General features: G+C 38.3%; 15 protein-coding genes. 12 read left to right on the top strand and 3 right to left on the bottom strand.

The features are described 5' to 3' along the window. Positions 1 to 5 precede the first annotated feature (5 nt). Positions 6 to 623 (bottom strand): 3-ketosteroid-delta-1-dehydrogenase, encoded by a 618-nt coding sequence (locus MHB39_RS18285; protein WP_342544830.1) that lies wholly within the window; start codon positions 621 to 623, stop codon positions 6 to 8. A gap of 226 nt (positions 624 to 849) precedes the next feature. Between MHB39_RS18285 and MHB39_RS18280 the strand changes: the two genes are divergently transcribed. The 11 genes from MHB39_RS18280 to spoIIP all read left to right on the top strand — a co-directional run bounded on the left by MHB39_RS18280 (position 850) and on the right by spoIIP (position 12,181). Further along, positions 850 to 2,451 (top strand): Na/Pi symporter, encoded by a 1,602-nt coding sequence (locus MHB39_RS18280; protein WP_244905037.1) that lies wholly within the window; start codon positions 850 to 852, stop codon positions 2,449 to 2,451. Positions 2,452 to 2,519: 68 nt separating this feature from the next. Next, entirely contained in the window at positions 2,520 to 2,969 is a 450-nt protein-coding gene (locus tag MHB39_RS18275) for an SACOL1771 family peroxiredoxin (protein ID WP_016992334.1), read from the top strand. 141 nt (positions 2,970 to 3,110) lie between these two features. Next, positions 3,111 to 3,746 (top strand): sugar transferase, encoded by a 636-nt coding sequence (locus MHB39_RS18270; protein ID WP_016992335.1) that lies wholly within the window; start codon positions 3,111 to 3,113, stop codon positions 3,744 to 3,746. A gap of 10 nt (positions 3,747 to 3,756) precedes the next feature. Then, entirely contained in the window at positions 3,757 to 4,890 is a 1,134-nt protein-coding gene (locus MHB39_RS18265) for a glycosyltransferase family 4 protein (protein ID WP_342544828.1), read from the top strand. 1 nt (position 4,891) lies between these two features. Further along, on the top strand, positions 4,892 to 6,565 hold the full coding sequence (locus tag MHB39_RS18260; protein ID WP_342544827.1) for a GNAT family N-acetyltransferase: 1,674 nt from the start codon (positions 4,892 to 4,894) through the stop codon (positions 6,563 to 6,565). Next, positions 6,546 to 7,292, top strand: a complete 747-nt coding sequence (locus tag MHB39_RS18255; RefSeq protein ID WP_342544826.1) for a hypothetical protein — start codon at positions 6,546 to 6,548, stop codon at positions 7,290 to 7,292. The genes MHB39_RS18260 and MHB39_RS18255 overlap by 20 nt, the downstream gene beginning before the upstream one ends. A gap of 4 nt (positions 7,293 to 7,296) precedes the next feature. Then, the gene (locus tag MHB39_RS18250; protein WP_342544823.1) at positions 7,297 to 8,289 is read left to right on the top strand and encodes a polysaccharide deacetylase family protein; all 993 of its coding nucleotides are present in this window, start codon (positions 7,297 to 7,299) and stop codon (positions 8,287 to 8,289) included. 377 nt (positions 8,290 to 8,666) lie between these two features. Beyond that, the gene (locus MHB39_RS18245) at positions 8,667 to 9,653 is read left to right on the top strand and encodes an agmatinase family protein (protein WP_339280249.1); all 987 of its coding nucleotides are present in this window, start codon (positions 8,667 to 8,669) and stop codon (positions 9,651 to 9,653) included. Positions 9,654 to 9,768: 115 nt separating this feature from the next. Next, on the top strand, positions 9,769 to 10,656 hold the full coding sequence (locus tag MHB39_RS18240) for a 5'-3' exonuclease (RefSeq protein ID WP_016992340.1): 888 nt from the start codon (positions 9,769 to 9,771) through the stop codon (positions 10,654 to 10,656). A 114-nt stretch (positions 10,657 to 10,770) separates the two neighbouring features. Then, entirely contained in the window at positions 10,771 to 11,310 is a 540-nt protein-coding gene (locus MHB39_RS18235; RefSeq protein WP_016992341.1) for an RNA polymerase sigma factor, read from the top strand. Continuing rightward, positions 11,300 to 12,181: a stage II sporulation protein P gene (spoIIP, locus tag MHB39_RS18230; RefSeq protein WP_342544820.1), complete on the top strand. Its 882-nt coding sequence runs from the start codon at positions 11,300 to 11,302 to the stop codon at positions 12,179 to 12,181. Before MHB39_RS18235 ends, spoIIP begins: the two co-directional genes overlap by 11 nt. 16 nt (positions 12,182 to 12,197) lie before the next feature. Here spoIIP and MHB39_RS18225 read toward each other — a convergent pair whose 3' ends face one another. Together MHB39_RS18225 and MHB39_RS18220 are read right to left on the bottom strand one after the other, a co-directional pair. Further along, positions 12,198 to 12,701 carry a C39 family peptidase gene (locus tag MHB39_RS18225; protein WP_342544819.1) on the bottom strand — a complete coding sequence of 168 codons (504 nt, stop codon included), beginning with the start codon at positions 12,699 to 12,701 and terminating at the stop codon, positions 12,198 to 12,200. A 58-nt stretch (positions 12,702 to 12,759) separates the two neighbouring features. Beyond that, the gene (locus MHB39_RS18220; protein WP_081010969.1) at positions 12,760 to 13,104 is read right to left on the bottom strand and encodes a thioredoxin family protein; all 345 of its coding nucleotides are present in this window, start codon (positions 13,102 to 13,104) and stop codon (positions 12,760 to 12,762) included. A gap of 353 nt (positions 13,105 to 13,457) precedes the next feature. Between MHB39_RS18220 and MHB39_RS18215 the strand changes: the two genes are divergently transcribed. Next, positions 13,458 to 15,842, top strand: coding sequence for a 3-hydroxyacyl-CoA dehydrogenase/enoyl-CoA hydratase family protein (locus tag MHB39_RS18215; protein ID WP_342544817.1), 2,385 nt, complete (start codon positions 13,458 to 13,460; stop codon positions 15,840 to 15,842). Positions 15,843 to 15,856 lie beyond the last annotated feature (14 nt).

The raw sequence follows: 15,856 nt of genomic DNA, 5'->3' as shown, positions 1-15,856 counted from the left end.
TTTCATTAAAAATGGATACCTGGTTTATCAATTAGCTTACAGCCTGTACCATACTTGGCTTTTAAGGCCCCTTTGAAAAGAGTGTGCTCCAGCTCTGGGAATGTCTGTTTCCAAAGTTCAAAGACATTATGGCTAGATGCCTTCCCATCCTTTGTTAGTCGCGCAATATGGAACCCATACTCATCATTACAACGAGCCAATGGGCGGTTTTCTCTTACCGTGATAATTCGACCACTTGTCGTCATTTCGTACAATCCTTCATAGCCAGCGATCGCACGGCTTTCTTCTTGACCTTCAACTAAAGGCTTTTCCTCAATTGGTTCGACTTTCTCTTCTATTACTCCTTCCTGTTCAGTAGATTGAGATTCTTCAGCACTGTTTCCAGCTGGTAGTTGTTCAACAATCACAAAATCCTTTTTAGAAGCTTTATCGCTCATTGTCGCCATTACGTTCATAATAGAGCCTACATAGCGTAATGGTTTTTCTCTTCCTTCTTCAAAAACAAAAATATTATACTCGGTTTTATTAATCTTTTTCATAATAATATTGCCTGTTGTAATAGTAAAACCGATGAACTTGTTCTTTTTAAGTGCTTGTATTGCTTCTTGCTTTGTTAAAATCATTTTGAAAATCTCCTAAAGAATTATTTATTCTATTCTACCATAAAAATTATCACATTGTTTTTCGTAAAATAATGGTTGATTTTATACAATGCAGGGAAATATCCCTATTTTCTCAAATTTATTAATGGTACGATTAAGAATGTTTGAGGAATAAAACTCCTATAAAAAAGGAGTCTTTCATAATATAGATACAATTTTAGCGGGGAGTGTTGATAGGTTGATCAATGTGCTAGGGGGCATCGGTTTATTCTTACTTGGAATGACGATGCTAACGAACGGTTTAAAGGAATTGGCAGGAGATGCCTTGAAAAAATGGCTCAATCGTTTTACAGGTGGGACCATTAGCTCGGTATTATCTGGTACATTCATGACAATGCTTGTACAATCCTCCACGGCCACAACCTTGATTACGATTGGTTTTGTCAGTGCTGGTCTCCTCACATTTGTCCAATCGATAGGAGTCATTATTGGCGCGAATATCGGGAGTACAAGTACTGGCTGGATTATTTCCTTAATTGGCTTCAAGATAAATATGCAGACAATGTCACTGCCTTTTATTGCACTTGGTGTATTTGTCCAATTGCTCGCACCGCGTGATTACAAAGCAATTGGAGGGCTAGTGACTGGTTTTGGCTTATTATTTTTAGGCATTGATGTTCTTCAGGGAGGAATGGCTGCTGTACAAGATAAAATTCCATTCGACGCATTTAGTGCTAATTCTATTAGTGGAAAACTCATTTTAATTGTTTTGGGTCTTATCATGACGGTTATTATGCAGGCTTCTAGTGCCGCAATAGCAGCCACTTTAACAGCTTTATATGCAGGTGCCATTGATTTTGAACAGGCTGCTTATTTAGTCATTGGTCAAAATATCGGGACAACTGCTACGGCATTATTTGCTGCGATTGGTGCATCAACAGCTGCGAAACGAACAGCTGTGACACATGTGATGTTCAATGTAGTCACTGCTATACTCGTGACATTCGGTGCAAGGTTTATGTTTGCTCTTACAGAGTTCGTCACGAAATCCATCAATGGTAGCTTTGATGAAACACTAGGCATTGCTGTTTTCCATACATTGTTTAGTGTGATTGGCGCGGTACTCTTTGTGCCATTTGTTCGTCCTTTTGCAAAGGCCATTGAAAAAATGATACCTGAAAAAGGAAATTACTTAACTCGTAATTTAGATAATAGTGTTGCCAAATTACCTGGGGTTGCAGTAGAGGTATCCTTTAATACATTACAAGATATTACTAAGGAAATGACGACTGTACTCGTTTCTCTTATTCAAGGAAAAAAACGCACAGCTGAAACAGACAGTAGATTGGCTCAAATGGATGAGGCGATTGAAAAAACACGTTTATTTATGGATGCTATCCAATCTTCCTCTCAAAAAGAACGTTTTAAGCATATTGCCCTTTTGCATGCTTTAGACCACCTCTATCGTTTGTCAAAGGCATTACGCGAGCAACATCCAAATGCCTTTCAATTACAGGAGACATTAACCCAAAAGTGGTTAGAGGTATTGGAAAAAGTACTACTGATCATTGATGAGGATGAACGTCTACCTGAGATTGCAACCTTGCTTGAAGTCACTTCTTCCGAAATGGCTGCGGTGCGACGTGATAAACGAAACGCATATTTTGAGCATACAGTTGAAAATGTGGTAGAGTTAGAGACAGCCGTATCGAAAGTGGAGGCTTTGCTGTGGATTGATCGACTTGTCTATCACTATTGGCGTACAACGGCTCGTCTTGCTGAGTACCAAACCATGACTAAAAAAGGGCGTCATATTGAGACAGAAAAAAATACAGCTACAGTTGAATAAAAGGAATGCTCGTCTTACATTTGTAAGCGGGCATTTTTCTTCGCTTCATAAATAAAGGAGGAGTTAGAATGGTTCAGCATAAATTCACAATGGACTTAACTTGGTCGGAGGGAAGAAACGGTACAGGAAATATCCAAGCAAGTAATTTGCAAACACAAATTTCTATTCCTCAGGAAATGAATGGGCCAGGCATTGGTACAAATCCAGATGAAATGCTTTTAGGGGCAGCCGCAACCTGTTATTTGATTACACTAGCTGCTTTATTCGAAAGATCAGAAATAGATGTGCTGGAGTTATCCATGCAGGCACAAGGATTTGTTAGTGTAGAAAATGGCATTTTTACGTATGAAAAAATTGTACATAAACCGACGATTATTGTGCAAGAGCTAACAGAACATCTTGAAAAAAGACTGCTACGCTTAGCATACAAGGCAGAACAAACATGTATGATTAGTAAAGCGTTAAAAGGTAATGTTGTGATTGAATGTGATGTTCAAATTTTAGAAGCAAGCATATAATAAGACAGCAGGAGTTATTCAGCAAGTGTCGCTGATATAACTCCTTTTTTCATAAAATAGGCACTTTTTCTAAAATAGTTCTAGAAATGTTCAAAATGAATATATAGAGTTAAGTGCTAAAAAAATGCAAAGGATGATGTATTGCACGTTCAGACAGCTCAGAATCTCACATTCTATGGTCAGTACGGCAAAAGAATATTTGATATTATTGGGGCATTATTTTTGCTTTTTATAACGATTCCTCTAATGCTAGCTGTATTCCTCATTTTACTCATCACGACAGGTCGCCCCATATTTTTTAAACAAATCCGAACTGGCCTCGATCATCACCGCTTTGTGATTTGGAAGCTACGAACAATGTGTATTCAGGCCGTTCCAGTTAATATGCCAACTATTTGTGCTGATGGTATCCCTGATGATTATTATTTTAAAACAGAGCAAGATACACGCATCACAAAAGTAGGCGCTATCCTACGAAAGCTCAGTATAGATGAAATCCCACAACTTTTAAATGTGTTAAAGGGTGATATGAGCATTGTAGGTCCACGTCCTGAGGTACCAACGATTACGAATGCATATAATTCCTTACAGGCTCGACGTTTGGAGGTAAAGCCAGGATTAACAGGCCTAGCTCAAATTAACGGTAGGTCGAATATTTCACATGGACAAAAAATATCATATGACATTGAATACGTTGATCATTATTCCTTATGGTTGGATGTCCAAATTTTGTTTAAGACAATTTATGTTGTCGTTGCACGCACAGGTGCTTATTAAAAAATAAGGAGTGGCCATACTGAAGATCGTTCAGCTTATTACACGAATGGATAAAGTTGGAGGTGCACAAAAGCATGTGGAGGCACTTGCTATCCACTTAAAACAGGATGGGCATGATGTCACAGTAGTGACGGGCTCCTATCAACCATCACTGTGGCACTTACAAGCGCATAAAATTCCTGTTATCAGTGTGCCTGCTCTTCAACGGGCTATTCATATAACGAAAGATTTTCAAGCATTTTGGCAATTAAGAGCCGTTTTCAAACACCTACAACCAGACGTTATAGCCACCTATTCATCCAAGGCTGGTGTGATTGGTCGCGTAGTCGGTAGTTTGTTACGAATTCCTACTATTTTTACGGCACACAGCTGGAGCTTTACAGAAGGTGTTCCTCAAAAGAAAAAGCTGTTCTATCATCGGTTGGAAAAATCAATTCAGCCATTCACGACAAAAATTATTACGGTGTCTGAATATGATCGGGAACTAGCACTACTGAAAAAGGTTGCTCCTGCTCATAAATTACTGACGATTCATAATGGCATTGACCCTATAAAGAGAAGTGAGACAACTAAAAAGATATGCATGGAGGAGCAGCCAGTCATTGTCATGGTTGCTCGTTTTGAAGTGCCTAAAAGACAAGATGTCTTGTTAAAGACTTTAGCGGAACTGACGGATATCCCATGGCACCTTCAATTGATTGGGGATGGTTCTCTGCGTCCAGCTCTAGAACATTTCGTTGAACAAAATGGTTTATCGAATCGTGTAACATTTTTAGGTAATCAATTAGACGTTCATTCTTATCTAGAGAAATGCCACCTGTTTGTTCTGTTATCAGATTGGGAAGGCTTGCCGATTTCGATTATTGAAGCGATGCGTGTAGGTCTTCCTATTATTGCAACAAATGTAGGTGGTGTGAAAGAGCTTATTTTTGATCATAACAACGGATTTTTAGTGGAACGAGAGAATAACGAATTATTGCAGAAGAGGCTGCGTCAATTATTAATGGATGCTACTTTAAGAAAGCAAATGGGGACGGCAAGTGAACACCGTTATTTACAATATTTCACCTTTAACCCCATGTATCAAAAAACATTGGCTGTTTATCAACAGGCTGTTTCAGAACTAGTGAAGAAAGGGGATTAAATTGCAATTAATTCGCATTAGAACTGATGATGAGCTTATGTGGTACAAGGAAATTTGGGATGCCATTTTAGAAGAAGAGGACAATGATAATCCGTTTATAGAATTTGCTTGGTTTTATAATTGGTGGCAAATTGTAGGTCGGAAAGAGCGTGTAGAGCTTTACGCCATTGAACATGAGGGCACGATTATGGCTTTTTTCCCCTTTACAGTGTCTATTCGCTTAGGGGTAAGGGTGTATGCTTTTGCAGGAGAAAACATCGCCAATTATACAGGGGTTGTGTCTAAAAAGGAATGGTTACAGCAAGCTACAACTTTTGTTTTTGATGAGCTTATAAAAAAGCATCGACATATTCTTTTTTCTTTGCATGGTTTATTAGAAAGTAAGGTGTCTACTAAAATCTTAGAGCAATACTTTGTAGAAAGACAATTACGTACAAGTCTTTTCCGAGTTGTGACACCCTATCTTGCCTTTTCAGAAATAGATTTTCAGCACCATTTCAACCAACGTAGAAAAATGCATGGCGTTGATCGACGAGAACGAAAACTAAAAAATTTAGGCTCCTTAGCAAGGCGCGAACCTTCACAGGACGAGCTTTGGCAAATGTTTCGATTATTTGATCGTCGATGGGCAAAAAAACTGGATACAAGTGGCTTTACTAAAGGCAAGAAGAGAGATTTTTTTGAGCGTTTAACGATGCTTAAAGGTGAGGCATTACAGGTAGAGGTCGATGCACTTGTCTTTGAAAACCAGTGGATTGCTTTCACCTATGGATTATGCTGTCGTGGTCGCTATGTGACATATGCTCTTGCGCATGAGCCAACCTTTAATTTATTTGGTGCTGGTCGGATAATCAATCAGGAAACCATCCAGCGAACGTTTGCTGCTAACTATCGCTTATTTGATATGAGTATAGGCTATGAGCAATATAAATTTGACTGGCGCTCCGACATTGATTTTACAAGACAGATGCTTGCTAGCAGCGGTACGAAACGTACAAATTTACTGGCAGGATTTTTATCGTTAAAGCAACGACTTAAGGAATATATGAAAGGGAACCATCGAGTCGTAGATTGGAAGCGTAACACACTGGGCCATTTACGTTATTTAGTAAAGTATGGAAAGGTAAAAGATTGGCTAGAATATGGACAACAATTCGTAGAAAAATTTATTCGGTTGAAACAAGTGGAGCTGTATGAGTTATCCCCATCAGAGGACGTATCACCACAGCAACCTGTCGGGAATTTATTTGAAGAAATGTCGATTCAGGAAGCGATGCAGCTTGATCAGGAAGAAGTCATGGCCCTCTTTTATAAGGGCTATACGATCTATAAAGACTCCTTTGCAGAAACGAATAAGCCAGCGTTTGCATTACATGCCTCAAATTGGCGAGTGGATTCAATGCAAATTGTAGAAGCCTTACCGAAGCAAACCTATTTTTTAGCCTATGATGTTTTCAAACAAATCGATATTATTACAGCTTTTTTCCGAAAAATAAAACCAGCACAAACATTGTGGGTAACGGTAAGTTTTTGGCAATGGCGCAAGCGCAAGCGTTTAGTACAGCTAGGCTATAAACCTATTTCTCGAATGAAACATTATAAAATTGCTCGTTTTGAGCGACACCATGTAGAAAAATATACAGAGAGTGGGGGCGATGTACATTCTGTCCATTAAAAGTAAGCGATGGAATATCGCAATGCAGCATTTTTATTTTCTCGAAAAGCCAGCCAATTTTCGAAAGTCTATGAAAGTTGTAGGCTATACGCATTCACTAGTACCAAGTCGGAAGCTTGTGAAAAGCGAAACAATTCATATTCATTTACAAGAGCATGAGCTTTCATTGTATTTAGCACTGTCTGAAGGTAATCGTAAAATCTTACGACGTGCCCAAAAAGAATCGTATCAAGTCATTTTGTATAAAGAGCCATCCATAGAAAACTTGAGAGCTTTTCAGCAATTTTACAATCAGTTTGCCAAAAGGAAGAAAATTGAAACAATCGGCAAGTCGCAAATGGAAACCATCCTGCTTCTCAATCAGCAGGGCGCATTATTATTATCGGAGATCCAGAGTTTTTGTGGACAGACATTATGTTATCGATTAGATATTGTGCATGAGAAAAAAGCGATGTCTTATTACGAGGTAACATGTCATGCAACAGCTTTGCCTGCCCAATTAAAACGTCCTTTCCGGTATGCAAATCGGTTTTTGATTTGGCATAACCTGCTACATCTAAAGGAGCAAGGTTTTGTCTTATATGATATGGGGGAATTAACGGACAATCGAAATGTACGAGCCTTTAAATTGAGCTTTGGTGGCCAGGTTGTTCATGTTTACTCAGGCTACATTATCCAATCAAAAATACGTGCACTACTACTAGGTGTGCAAAAATGGAGGAAGTAGCAACATGAATGGTGGGGGTCTCGTTATTTCATTAGATTTTGAGCTAAATTGGGGTGTCCATGACGTATTTCGTTATGGGCAATACAATAAAAACCTATATGGTGTACGTAAAGCCTTGCCCAGGATACTAGCGTTATTTGAGCAATATGACATCCATGCAACTTGGGCTACCGTTGGATTATTATTTGCTGAATCAAAGGCAGAAATGGCTCATTATTTACGAGGTATCCCTGTGAAATATGAAAATATGCGCTTTGCAGCACATACACAGCTAGCAAAAGTAGGCGACAATGAACAAGAGGATCTCCTGCATTTTGGTAAATCATTAATTGAGGAAATTAAACGTACACCACATCAGGAAATAGGAAGTCATACCTTTTCTCATTTTTATTGCTTGGAGAAGGGCCAAACGAAAGCTGCCTTTTGTGCTGATTTACATGCAACGAAAACAATCAGTGACGGCTATACTGCGCCCATGAAGTCCATTGTGTTTCCTCGTAATCAAATAAACAAAGACTATTTTACAGCTTGTTTAGAAGCGGGATATGTTTGCTATAGAGGCACCGAAAATCATGTACTATATGACGCACAAAAGTTTACGAAAAAGGGAAGACTTTTAGGTGCTAAGAAGTGGATAGATAGCTATTGGAATATAACTGGCCATCATATAGCCACCTTGGAAGAAATGCAAGAGGAGCAACTGATTAATATTCGATCAAGTGCTTTTTTAAGGCCATACTGTAGTCCATTGCGGATATTCGAAAATTTAAAAGTAAAGCGAATAAAGGAAGGCATGCTCAAGGCTGCCCAGGCACAAGCCTTTTATCATTTATGGTGGCACCCTCATAATTTTGGTAAGCATACTGATAAGAATTTGGCGATGCTAGAAGAGCTATTAAGTTATCATCAAGAACTACGTAGTCAATATAATTTTCAAAGCTATTCCATGTATGAGGTAGCAGAACTTTGCGAAAGCCATTCGAAACAGCAAAAGTAGTCGAAATGGAGGGGGACTCTGCTTGATAAGAGGGATTTCTCGACGAAGAGTTGACCTAAGTATTGGCAAAAATAAGGGTGGCTATTTGAAGAGTATTTGATAAAAGCAGGTTGAAACCCGCTCACAAAGCAGAGAATTGACATAACCCTAACTTAAATACATGCAATTTCTGAGCAAACTGATTTCAAGTTTGCTTTTTTTGTTTGATTAAAAGAATATTTTCAATATAAAAGGAAAAAAGAAAATCTTTGACGAAAATCATTGTACGAATGGTACTATTACTATAGAGAAAATATGTTAGGACATTTATAGGAGAGCAACAATTAGTGTAGGTCAATTTAACTTGAGTGGAATAGAGAAGAAGGTGGTAGATGAATATGTTTATACAATCAGAATGCCAATGGAAGCAGGAAAATGGATCAGCTATGCATCAGTGGATAAAGCAGCAAGCAAATCCGAATCCAAATGAGGTAGATATTGTTGTATATGGTGCTCTTTTATCGTATGCCAATGGTGCGTCATCAAAAGCACAGTACCCAACAGCGTTTCGAAAGGCTTGGCCAGGTTTTCAATCGTATAATCTAGATGAGCAGGTGAATTTGCGTGCCCTTTCAGTTGTGGATATCGGGGATGTGGCGATTCTAGAAAAGGATAGAATGCTTTCGGAATCTGCCATTGAGGCCGCTGCAGAAAATTTAAGTATAGCCTTTCAAAGAAGCTTTACTTGTTTAATTGGGGGAGATCATACAATTACCGCGCACTCCATAAAAGGTATAAAAAATGCCTTCCCACAGGATCGGATTGGCATCATTCAGATTGATACGCATTTAGATGCAAGAAACCAAGAGGAAATTGGTTTAGCGCAAGATTCTCCAATTCATCAGTTAATTGCAGCAGGGGTTGTTGAGGGAAGACATGTCTATAATGTCGGTTTGCATGGATTTTTCAATTCACCTGAAATGATACATTATGCTAAAGAACAAGGCATCCATATGATTACGTTAAAGCAAATGCGACGTGATGGTATTCAGCTCACAATACGTGAAATGCTACGTCAGCTTATGTATGAAGTAGATCGTATTTATGTGTCAGTGGATTTAGATGCACTTGATATTGTATTTGCCTGTGATGTTCCTGCAGCCTCGCCAGGTGGTTTAACTGCTTATGAGTTGTTTGATATCCTCAAGCTTATTGGAGAAAATGAGGGTGTTCGTCATATTGACTTTGTTTATGCTGATCCTAAAGAAGGCATACTGCGTCCAGAAACTGTTAAAATCGGTGTGACGGCATTTTTGCAATGGTTAACAGGCATTCAGCTAGATCATCGCAATCGTATTTCGAAAAAAGGGAAGGTTATGTTGTAGAGCAAGCGTATTTCCGAGTATTAACAATGCTGATTTTTGAAAGTTTGCTATAATGTTTAAGTAGAAAACAATAAATTAATACAAACTTTGTATTGTAATAGAGAGGAAATTTATTATGACAACAAAACCAAAATTATTGATTGTCGACGGTATGGCACTGTTATTCCGTTCTTTTTTCGCTTCGGCTGCCATGGGGCATTTTATTCGCTTGGCAGATGGAACACCAACGAATGGAGCCCAAGGATTTGTGCGCCATGTTCTAACAGCACAAACTATTATGAAGCCAACACATATGGCGGTTTGCTGGGATATGGGGGCACATACATTCCGCAATGATTTATTTGATGGCTATAAAGCGAATCGCCCAGCACCACCAGAGGAGATGCTACCACAATTTGATATGGCGAAAAATTTATCGCAGCAAATGGGCTGGCAAAATTTCGGCGTGAAGGGTATGGAAGCGGATGATTTAATTGGCTCCATGATTACAAAATGGCAGGACGAGGCAGACATTACGGTCATTAGTGGTGATAAGGATTTACTTCAGCTTTTAAGACCATCTACAGAAATTGCGTTTATGAAAAAGGGCTATACAGAATACGATATTTATACACACGCTCGCTTTAAAGAAGAATATTGTATTGAACCTTCACAGTTTGCACAGGTGAAAGCCTTTATGGGTGATTCAAGTGATGGCTATCCAGGCGTGAAAGGGATTGGCCCTAAACAAGCGTTAACGCTTATTCAAACATATGGCTCGATAGACAAAATACTGGCATCACTTGGTGAATTGAAGCCAGGCCAAAGGACAAAAATCCAGGATAATTTAGAAATGTTGCAGCTATCACATGAGCTTGCAACAATTCAAACCAATGTACCAATTGATGCGGATTTTACGAGTCTTGTGGTACCGACGTATGAACCACATATTTTTAAAGCAATAGAAGAGCGTGGCTACACGCTAATTGCCAAGCACGCCCGATCTTTGTATACCCTTATTTAGTTGATCATCGCAGAGTATAGTCATATGCTCTGCTTTTTTTATTGAAATTTTTTGTAACCTTTTTTCACTTTCAAACGAATTATAAGTGACAATATACATGGAGGAGGGGAGAGCTTGTTTGATTCGCCTAATTTAGAATCAAAAATAGTAGAAATTTACAATTTGTATTATTTGGATGTATATCGGTTTTTGATTTATTTTATGGGTAATCAAAATGATGCAGAGGATTTAACACAAGAAGTATTTATTCGAGTTTTGAAAAGTTTACCAAAATTTAATAGTAACTATCCTTTAAATACTTGGATATTATCAATAGCAAAACATGTAGCAATCGATCATTATCGAAAAAAGAGATTTACGACCTTATTTAAAGAGGGATTTTTTAAACAGTTAGCATCAAGCGATAAGAAACCAGATGAAGAATTTGAAATAGCAGAAACGAAAAGATTAATCCATGAGGCTATTGCAACATTAAAGCCCAATTTCCGAGCTGTTGTCATTCTCAGAGGTATTAATGAATTTTCAGTAAGTGAAACTGCAGCCGTTTTACAATGCAGTATGGCGAAAGTTAAAGTGGATTACCATCGAGCTTTGAAGATTCTGAAAAACAAACTAAATATAGATGTAGAGGGGGCTTTGCCAAATGCAAAATGAGCAGGAATTAATGGATGAGCTAAAAGAATTGTACCCTCAGCATCCATCAAAAGAGTTTAAAAGCACAACGGAAAAGATGCTTCGAATGAAGGCGAGGGACTTAGAGAAAAAAAGGAAATTTATAAGATTTACGACGATTATTTCAAGCGGCGTTTTCGTATCTATTTTCGTTTTTTGTTTGCTAATTCTTGAAAGAGATGGGGTCAACCATACATTTGGACAATCTGCACAAACGTTAGCAAAGCCTCTAGTTTACATTTATCACACGCATAATCGGGAATCTTATTTTCCCGAACTTGACGTACAAAAGGAAAAGATGACGGCAGTGAGTGAAACGAAAAATGTTACGCTTGTTGGGAAAAGGTTAAGTAAAGCATTAAATGATATGCAAATTAATGCCATTCATGATAATTCAGATATCTTTGGCGTCTTAGAAAAATATAATAAGCAATACACAGAAGCCTATTTATTTTCTGGTTACTATTTAAAAAAAGCGTTAGAAGACAATGACAGTATTCAGATGGTGTTTGACATTCACCGAGATTCCAGTAGTAGAAGTGATTCAACGATCGAAATAAATGGTAAATCATATGCAAAGATCCAATTTATTGTTTCGAAAATCAGTATTAATTATGAGCAGAATAAACAATTTGCTGTACAGCTTCATGAACAATTGGAGCAACGATACCCTGGGCTATCGAGAGGAGTTATAGAAAAGGGAGAGAGACCAGCCAATACCTATAATCAAGACCTGCATGGAAATTCATTGTTACTAAATATTGGAGGGGCGGAAAATAATCTGGAAGAAACCTATCGAACTGCTGATATTTTTGCAGAGGTAATTAAAGAAACCTTAAAAAAGAGCAATTAATAGTCTGTAGTTTGCCCTAGTAAGGTGCTAATTTAACAAAGGATAATACCTTTTCGTTATCTTTATAGAGAGCCTGTCGAATTTGGCTATCACGTTGTGGACCACCATTATCATGGAATATTAGCCATAGCTCATCATTTTTTATCTCATAGCCAATAAGCGGTACCCAATGATAAGCAAAGGTTGATTTTTTATCTCGCCACTGAAGGCTAAAATAGCGATCAAAACGCATAGCAACTGGTCGGCCTGCGTCAATTTCCTGTAGAGCTTCCTTTAATGAACAAGTTCGAATATCCCAGGTTGGAAGCAGTTGACGAAGATTGTGAATCAGTCTCCATTTGAATAAGCCAATTTTTGTACCACCAAGCAGTTTATATAGCTCATTAATGGAAGGAGTTGACTCGTTTAAAAAATTTAAGATGACATGAATCGTAGTAGGTCCACAGGCAGAATTGCGATAGCTTGGCGCAATCGAATCATCGTATTGTGATTTTCCAAGTAGTATTAATTGTTGACGCATAATGGAATCTCCTTTCAAAAAGAGCTGCATTTCAAGAAGAAATGCAGCTCTCTCGCCATTATTGTTGAGCAGATAAAAATTCTGTTACTTGCTGAGGTGTTTTTGCATTTGCACTATGTAAGTGTGCAAGCTTTTCACCATTTTGGAAAATCAATAGACTTGGAATTCCCATAACATCGTACTTATCAGCGATTTCTGGAAGTTCGTCACGGTTTAGCTCATACCAGTCATATTGGTTGTACTCTTCAATGATTGGATCGATAAACATATTCATACGTGTGCAATCAGGGCACCAGCCAGCATAAAATTTCACTAAAACTTTTTGATCGCCAGCGATTAATTCGTTAAATTGTTCTGCAGTAGTAATAGTTTTCATTAAGTATTCACTCTCCTTGCTTTCCATTCTACACATTTTTCTTGCAATCTGAAAGTTTTCTGTTTGGCCGTTTCGATCGCTACTTCTTGTCCTCTTTTAGCTCGTTAAAAACAAAAAAAGATGTATACTGCAAAAATAATTCTTGAAAAAAGATTGCTAAATTAGACAAAATAATCTACACTAAAAACAGAAAAGTAGTTTTATCTTCATTCATTGAGAAGTGTCGTTTTGGAACGAAGATAAACCTTAGTCGTGCTTGGTTGAGTGGAGGGAATCTCATTCAACAAAAGGACAAAAAATTTACTAAGGTACACTTGATATTTTTTTGGCCAAAAAATGAATGGCTATTCATTCAATGGGAGAATAAGGGGGAATTGCTTGTGACTTACAACATTAAAAAAGCAGCTGTTCTAGGTTCTGGGGTGATGGGCTCTGGAATTGCAGCACATTTAGCAAATATCGGTATACCAACATTACTATTGGATATTGCACCAAAGGAACTGACGCAAGAGGAAGAGGCAAAGGGTTTTTCTTTAGAGCATCCAGCTGTAAGAAATCGTATTGTAAACGGAGCTTTGCAAAAGTTATTAAAGCAAAAGCCAGCACCACTTACTTCTAAGAAAAATTTATCACTACTAACGGTTGGCAACTTTGAAGACGATCTAGGGAAACTAAAAGACGTAGATTGGATTATTGAAGTTGTTGTAGAAAATTTATCAATTAAACAAAGTCTTTACGAAAAAATTGATGCTGTTCGTACACCAGGAACAATCATTAGTTCAAATACATCAGGTATTAGCATTAATGCGATGGCAGAGGGGCGTTCAGATGATTTCCAAAAACATTTTCTTGGCACACACTTTTTCAACCCACCTCGCTATTTAAAATTATTAGAAGTGATTCCTGCCAATACAACTTCACCTGAAGTAGTTAGCTTCATGAAAACGTTTGGGGAAGATGTGCTTGGTAAAGGAGTTGTACTTGCAAAAGATACACCAAACTTTATTGCCAACCGCATTGGAACATATGGTTTACTAGTCACTTTACAGGAAATGTTAAAAGGTGGTTACTCTGTTGGTGAGGTAGACTCTGTAACAGGGCCGCTTATTGGCCGTCCAAAGTCTGCAACTTTCCGTACGCTAGATGTAGTTGGTTTAGATACATTCATTCATGTAGCGAAAAATGTGTACGATCAAACAACAGGTGACGAGCAGCAAGTATTTGCAGTACCAGAGTTTTTACAAAAAATGGTCACGAACGGTTGGCTAGGAGCAAAATCGGGTCAAGGTTTCTTCTTAAAACAAGGAAAAGAGATACATGAGATTGATCCAGCAACCTTAACGTATAGTCCAGCCAAAAAATTAAAAACACCTTCTATTGAAATGGCAAAACAAACTCGTGGATTAGCCAATAAAGTGAAGGCGTTAACCTATGCGAAGGATCGTACAGGTGAGCTATTATGGGGTATTTTTGCACCAACGCTACTTTATTCTGCACAGCTACATGGTGAGATTGCCGATGATATCGTAGCCATTGATAACGCGATGAAATGGGGCTTCGGCTGGCAACAAGGGCCATTTGAAATTTGGGATGCTATAGGCGTAGAAGATTCTGTGGCGAAAATGGAGGCTGAAGGCCGAGAGGTACCTGCATTTGTCAAAGAGATGTTAGCAAATGGGTTTGAGACATTCTATACAGAATTAGACGGTGATTTAGCATACTATGATGGTTCACAATATGTGAAAGTGCCTGTGAATGAAAAAGAGATTAATTTAAAACGCTATAAGAAAAAGCATGGTGTGATTAAATCAAACACAGGTGCCAGTTTAATAGACTTAGGTGATGGAATTGCATTACTTGAGTTCCATTCGCAATCCAATGCGATCGGTTTAGATATTATCCAAATGATTAACTTTGCGGTAGATGAAGTAGAGGCTAACTATAAGGGCTTAGTCATCGGTAATCAGGGGAAAAACTTCTGTGTTGGCGCAAATCTAGGAATGATTTTAGTAGAAGCACAGGATGATAATATATTTGAGCTAGATTTCGTCATTAAGGCATTCCAAGATGCTATGCAGAAAATTAAATATTCACGTAAGCCTGTTGTAGCAGCACCGTTTGCTATGACATTAGGTGGAGGAGCAGAGGTTTGCTTACCAGCTGCACATATTCAAGCAACAATGGAAACATATATGGGCTTGGTGGAAGTAGGGGTTGGATTAATCCCAGGTGGTGGCGGAAATAAAGCGCTCTATCAAAAATTCCTAAAGGGCTTACCAAACGGTGTAGAGGTAGATTATCAACATATTGCTAATAAAGTATTTGAAACAATTGCGATGGCGAAGGTTTCAACATCTGGTGAGGAAGCACGTGAAAATAATTTCCTAAACTTTGCGGATGGTATTTCAGTTAATCCAGATCATCAATTGTATGATGCGAAGCAGGCGGCATTAGCGCTTTACGAAGCGGGCTATCAACCACCTGTACCAACAAAAGTACCAGTGGTCGGTGCATCAGGCTATGGTACATTACTCATCGGTGCGCAAGGGATGTTTGAGTCAGGCTTTATTAGCGAACATGATTTAAAAATTGCTAAAAAATTAGCTTATGTTATTGCAGGTGGAAAGGTTCCGTACGGCACATTAGTCGATGAGCAATATTTATTGAACTTAGAGCGTGAGGCATTCCTTAGCCTTGTTGCTGATCCGCTATCACAGCAGAGAATGCAACACATGCTGTTAAAAGGTAAACCACTTCGTAACTAAATTGACGAAATAAA

The sequence above is a fragment of the Lysinibacillus sp. FSL K6-4013 genome (genome assembly GCF_038630435.1).
Lineage (GTDB): Bacteria > Bacillota > Bacilli > Bacillales_A > Planococcaceae > Lysinibacillus > Lysinibacillus boronitolerans.
The sequence above is the reverse complement of the archived record's forward strand: the minus strand, read 5'-3'. Positions and strand labels throughout refer to the sequence as shown.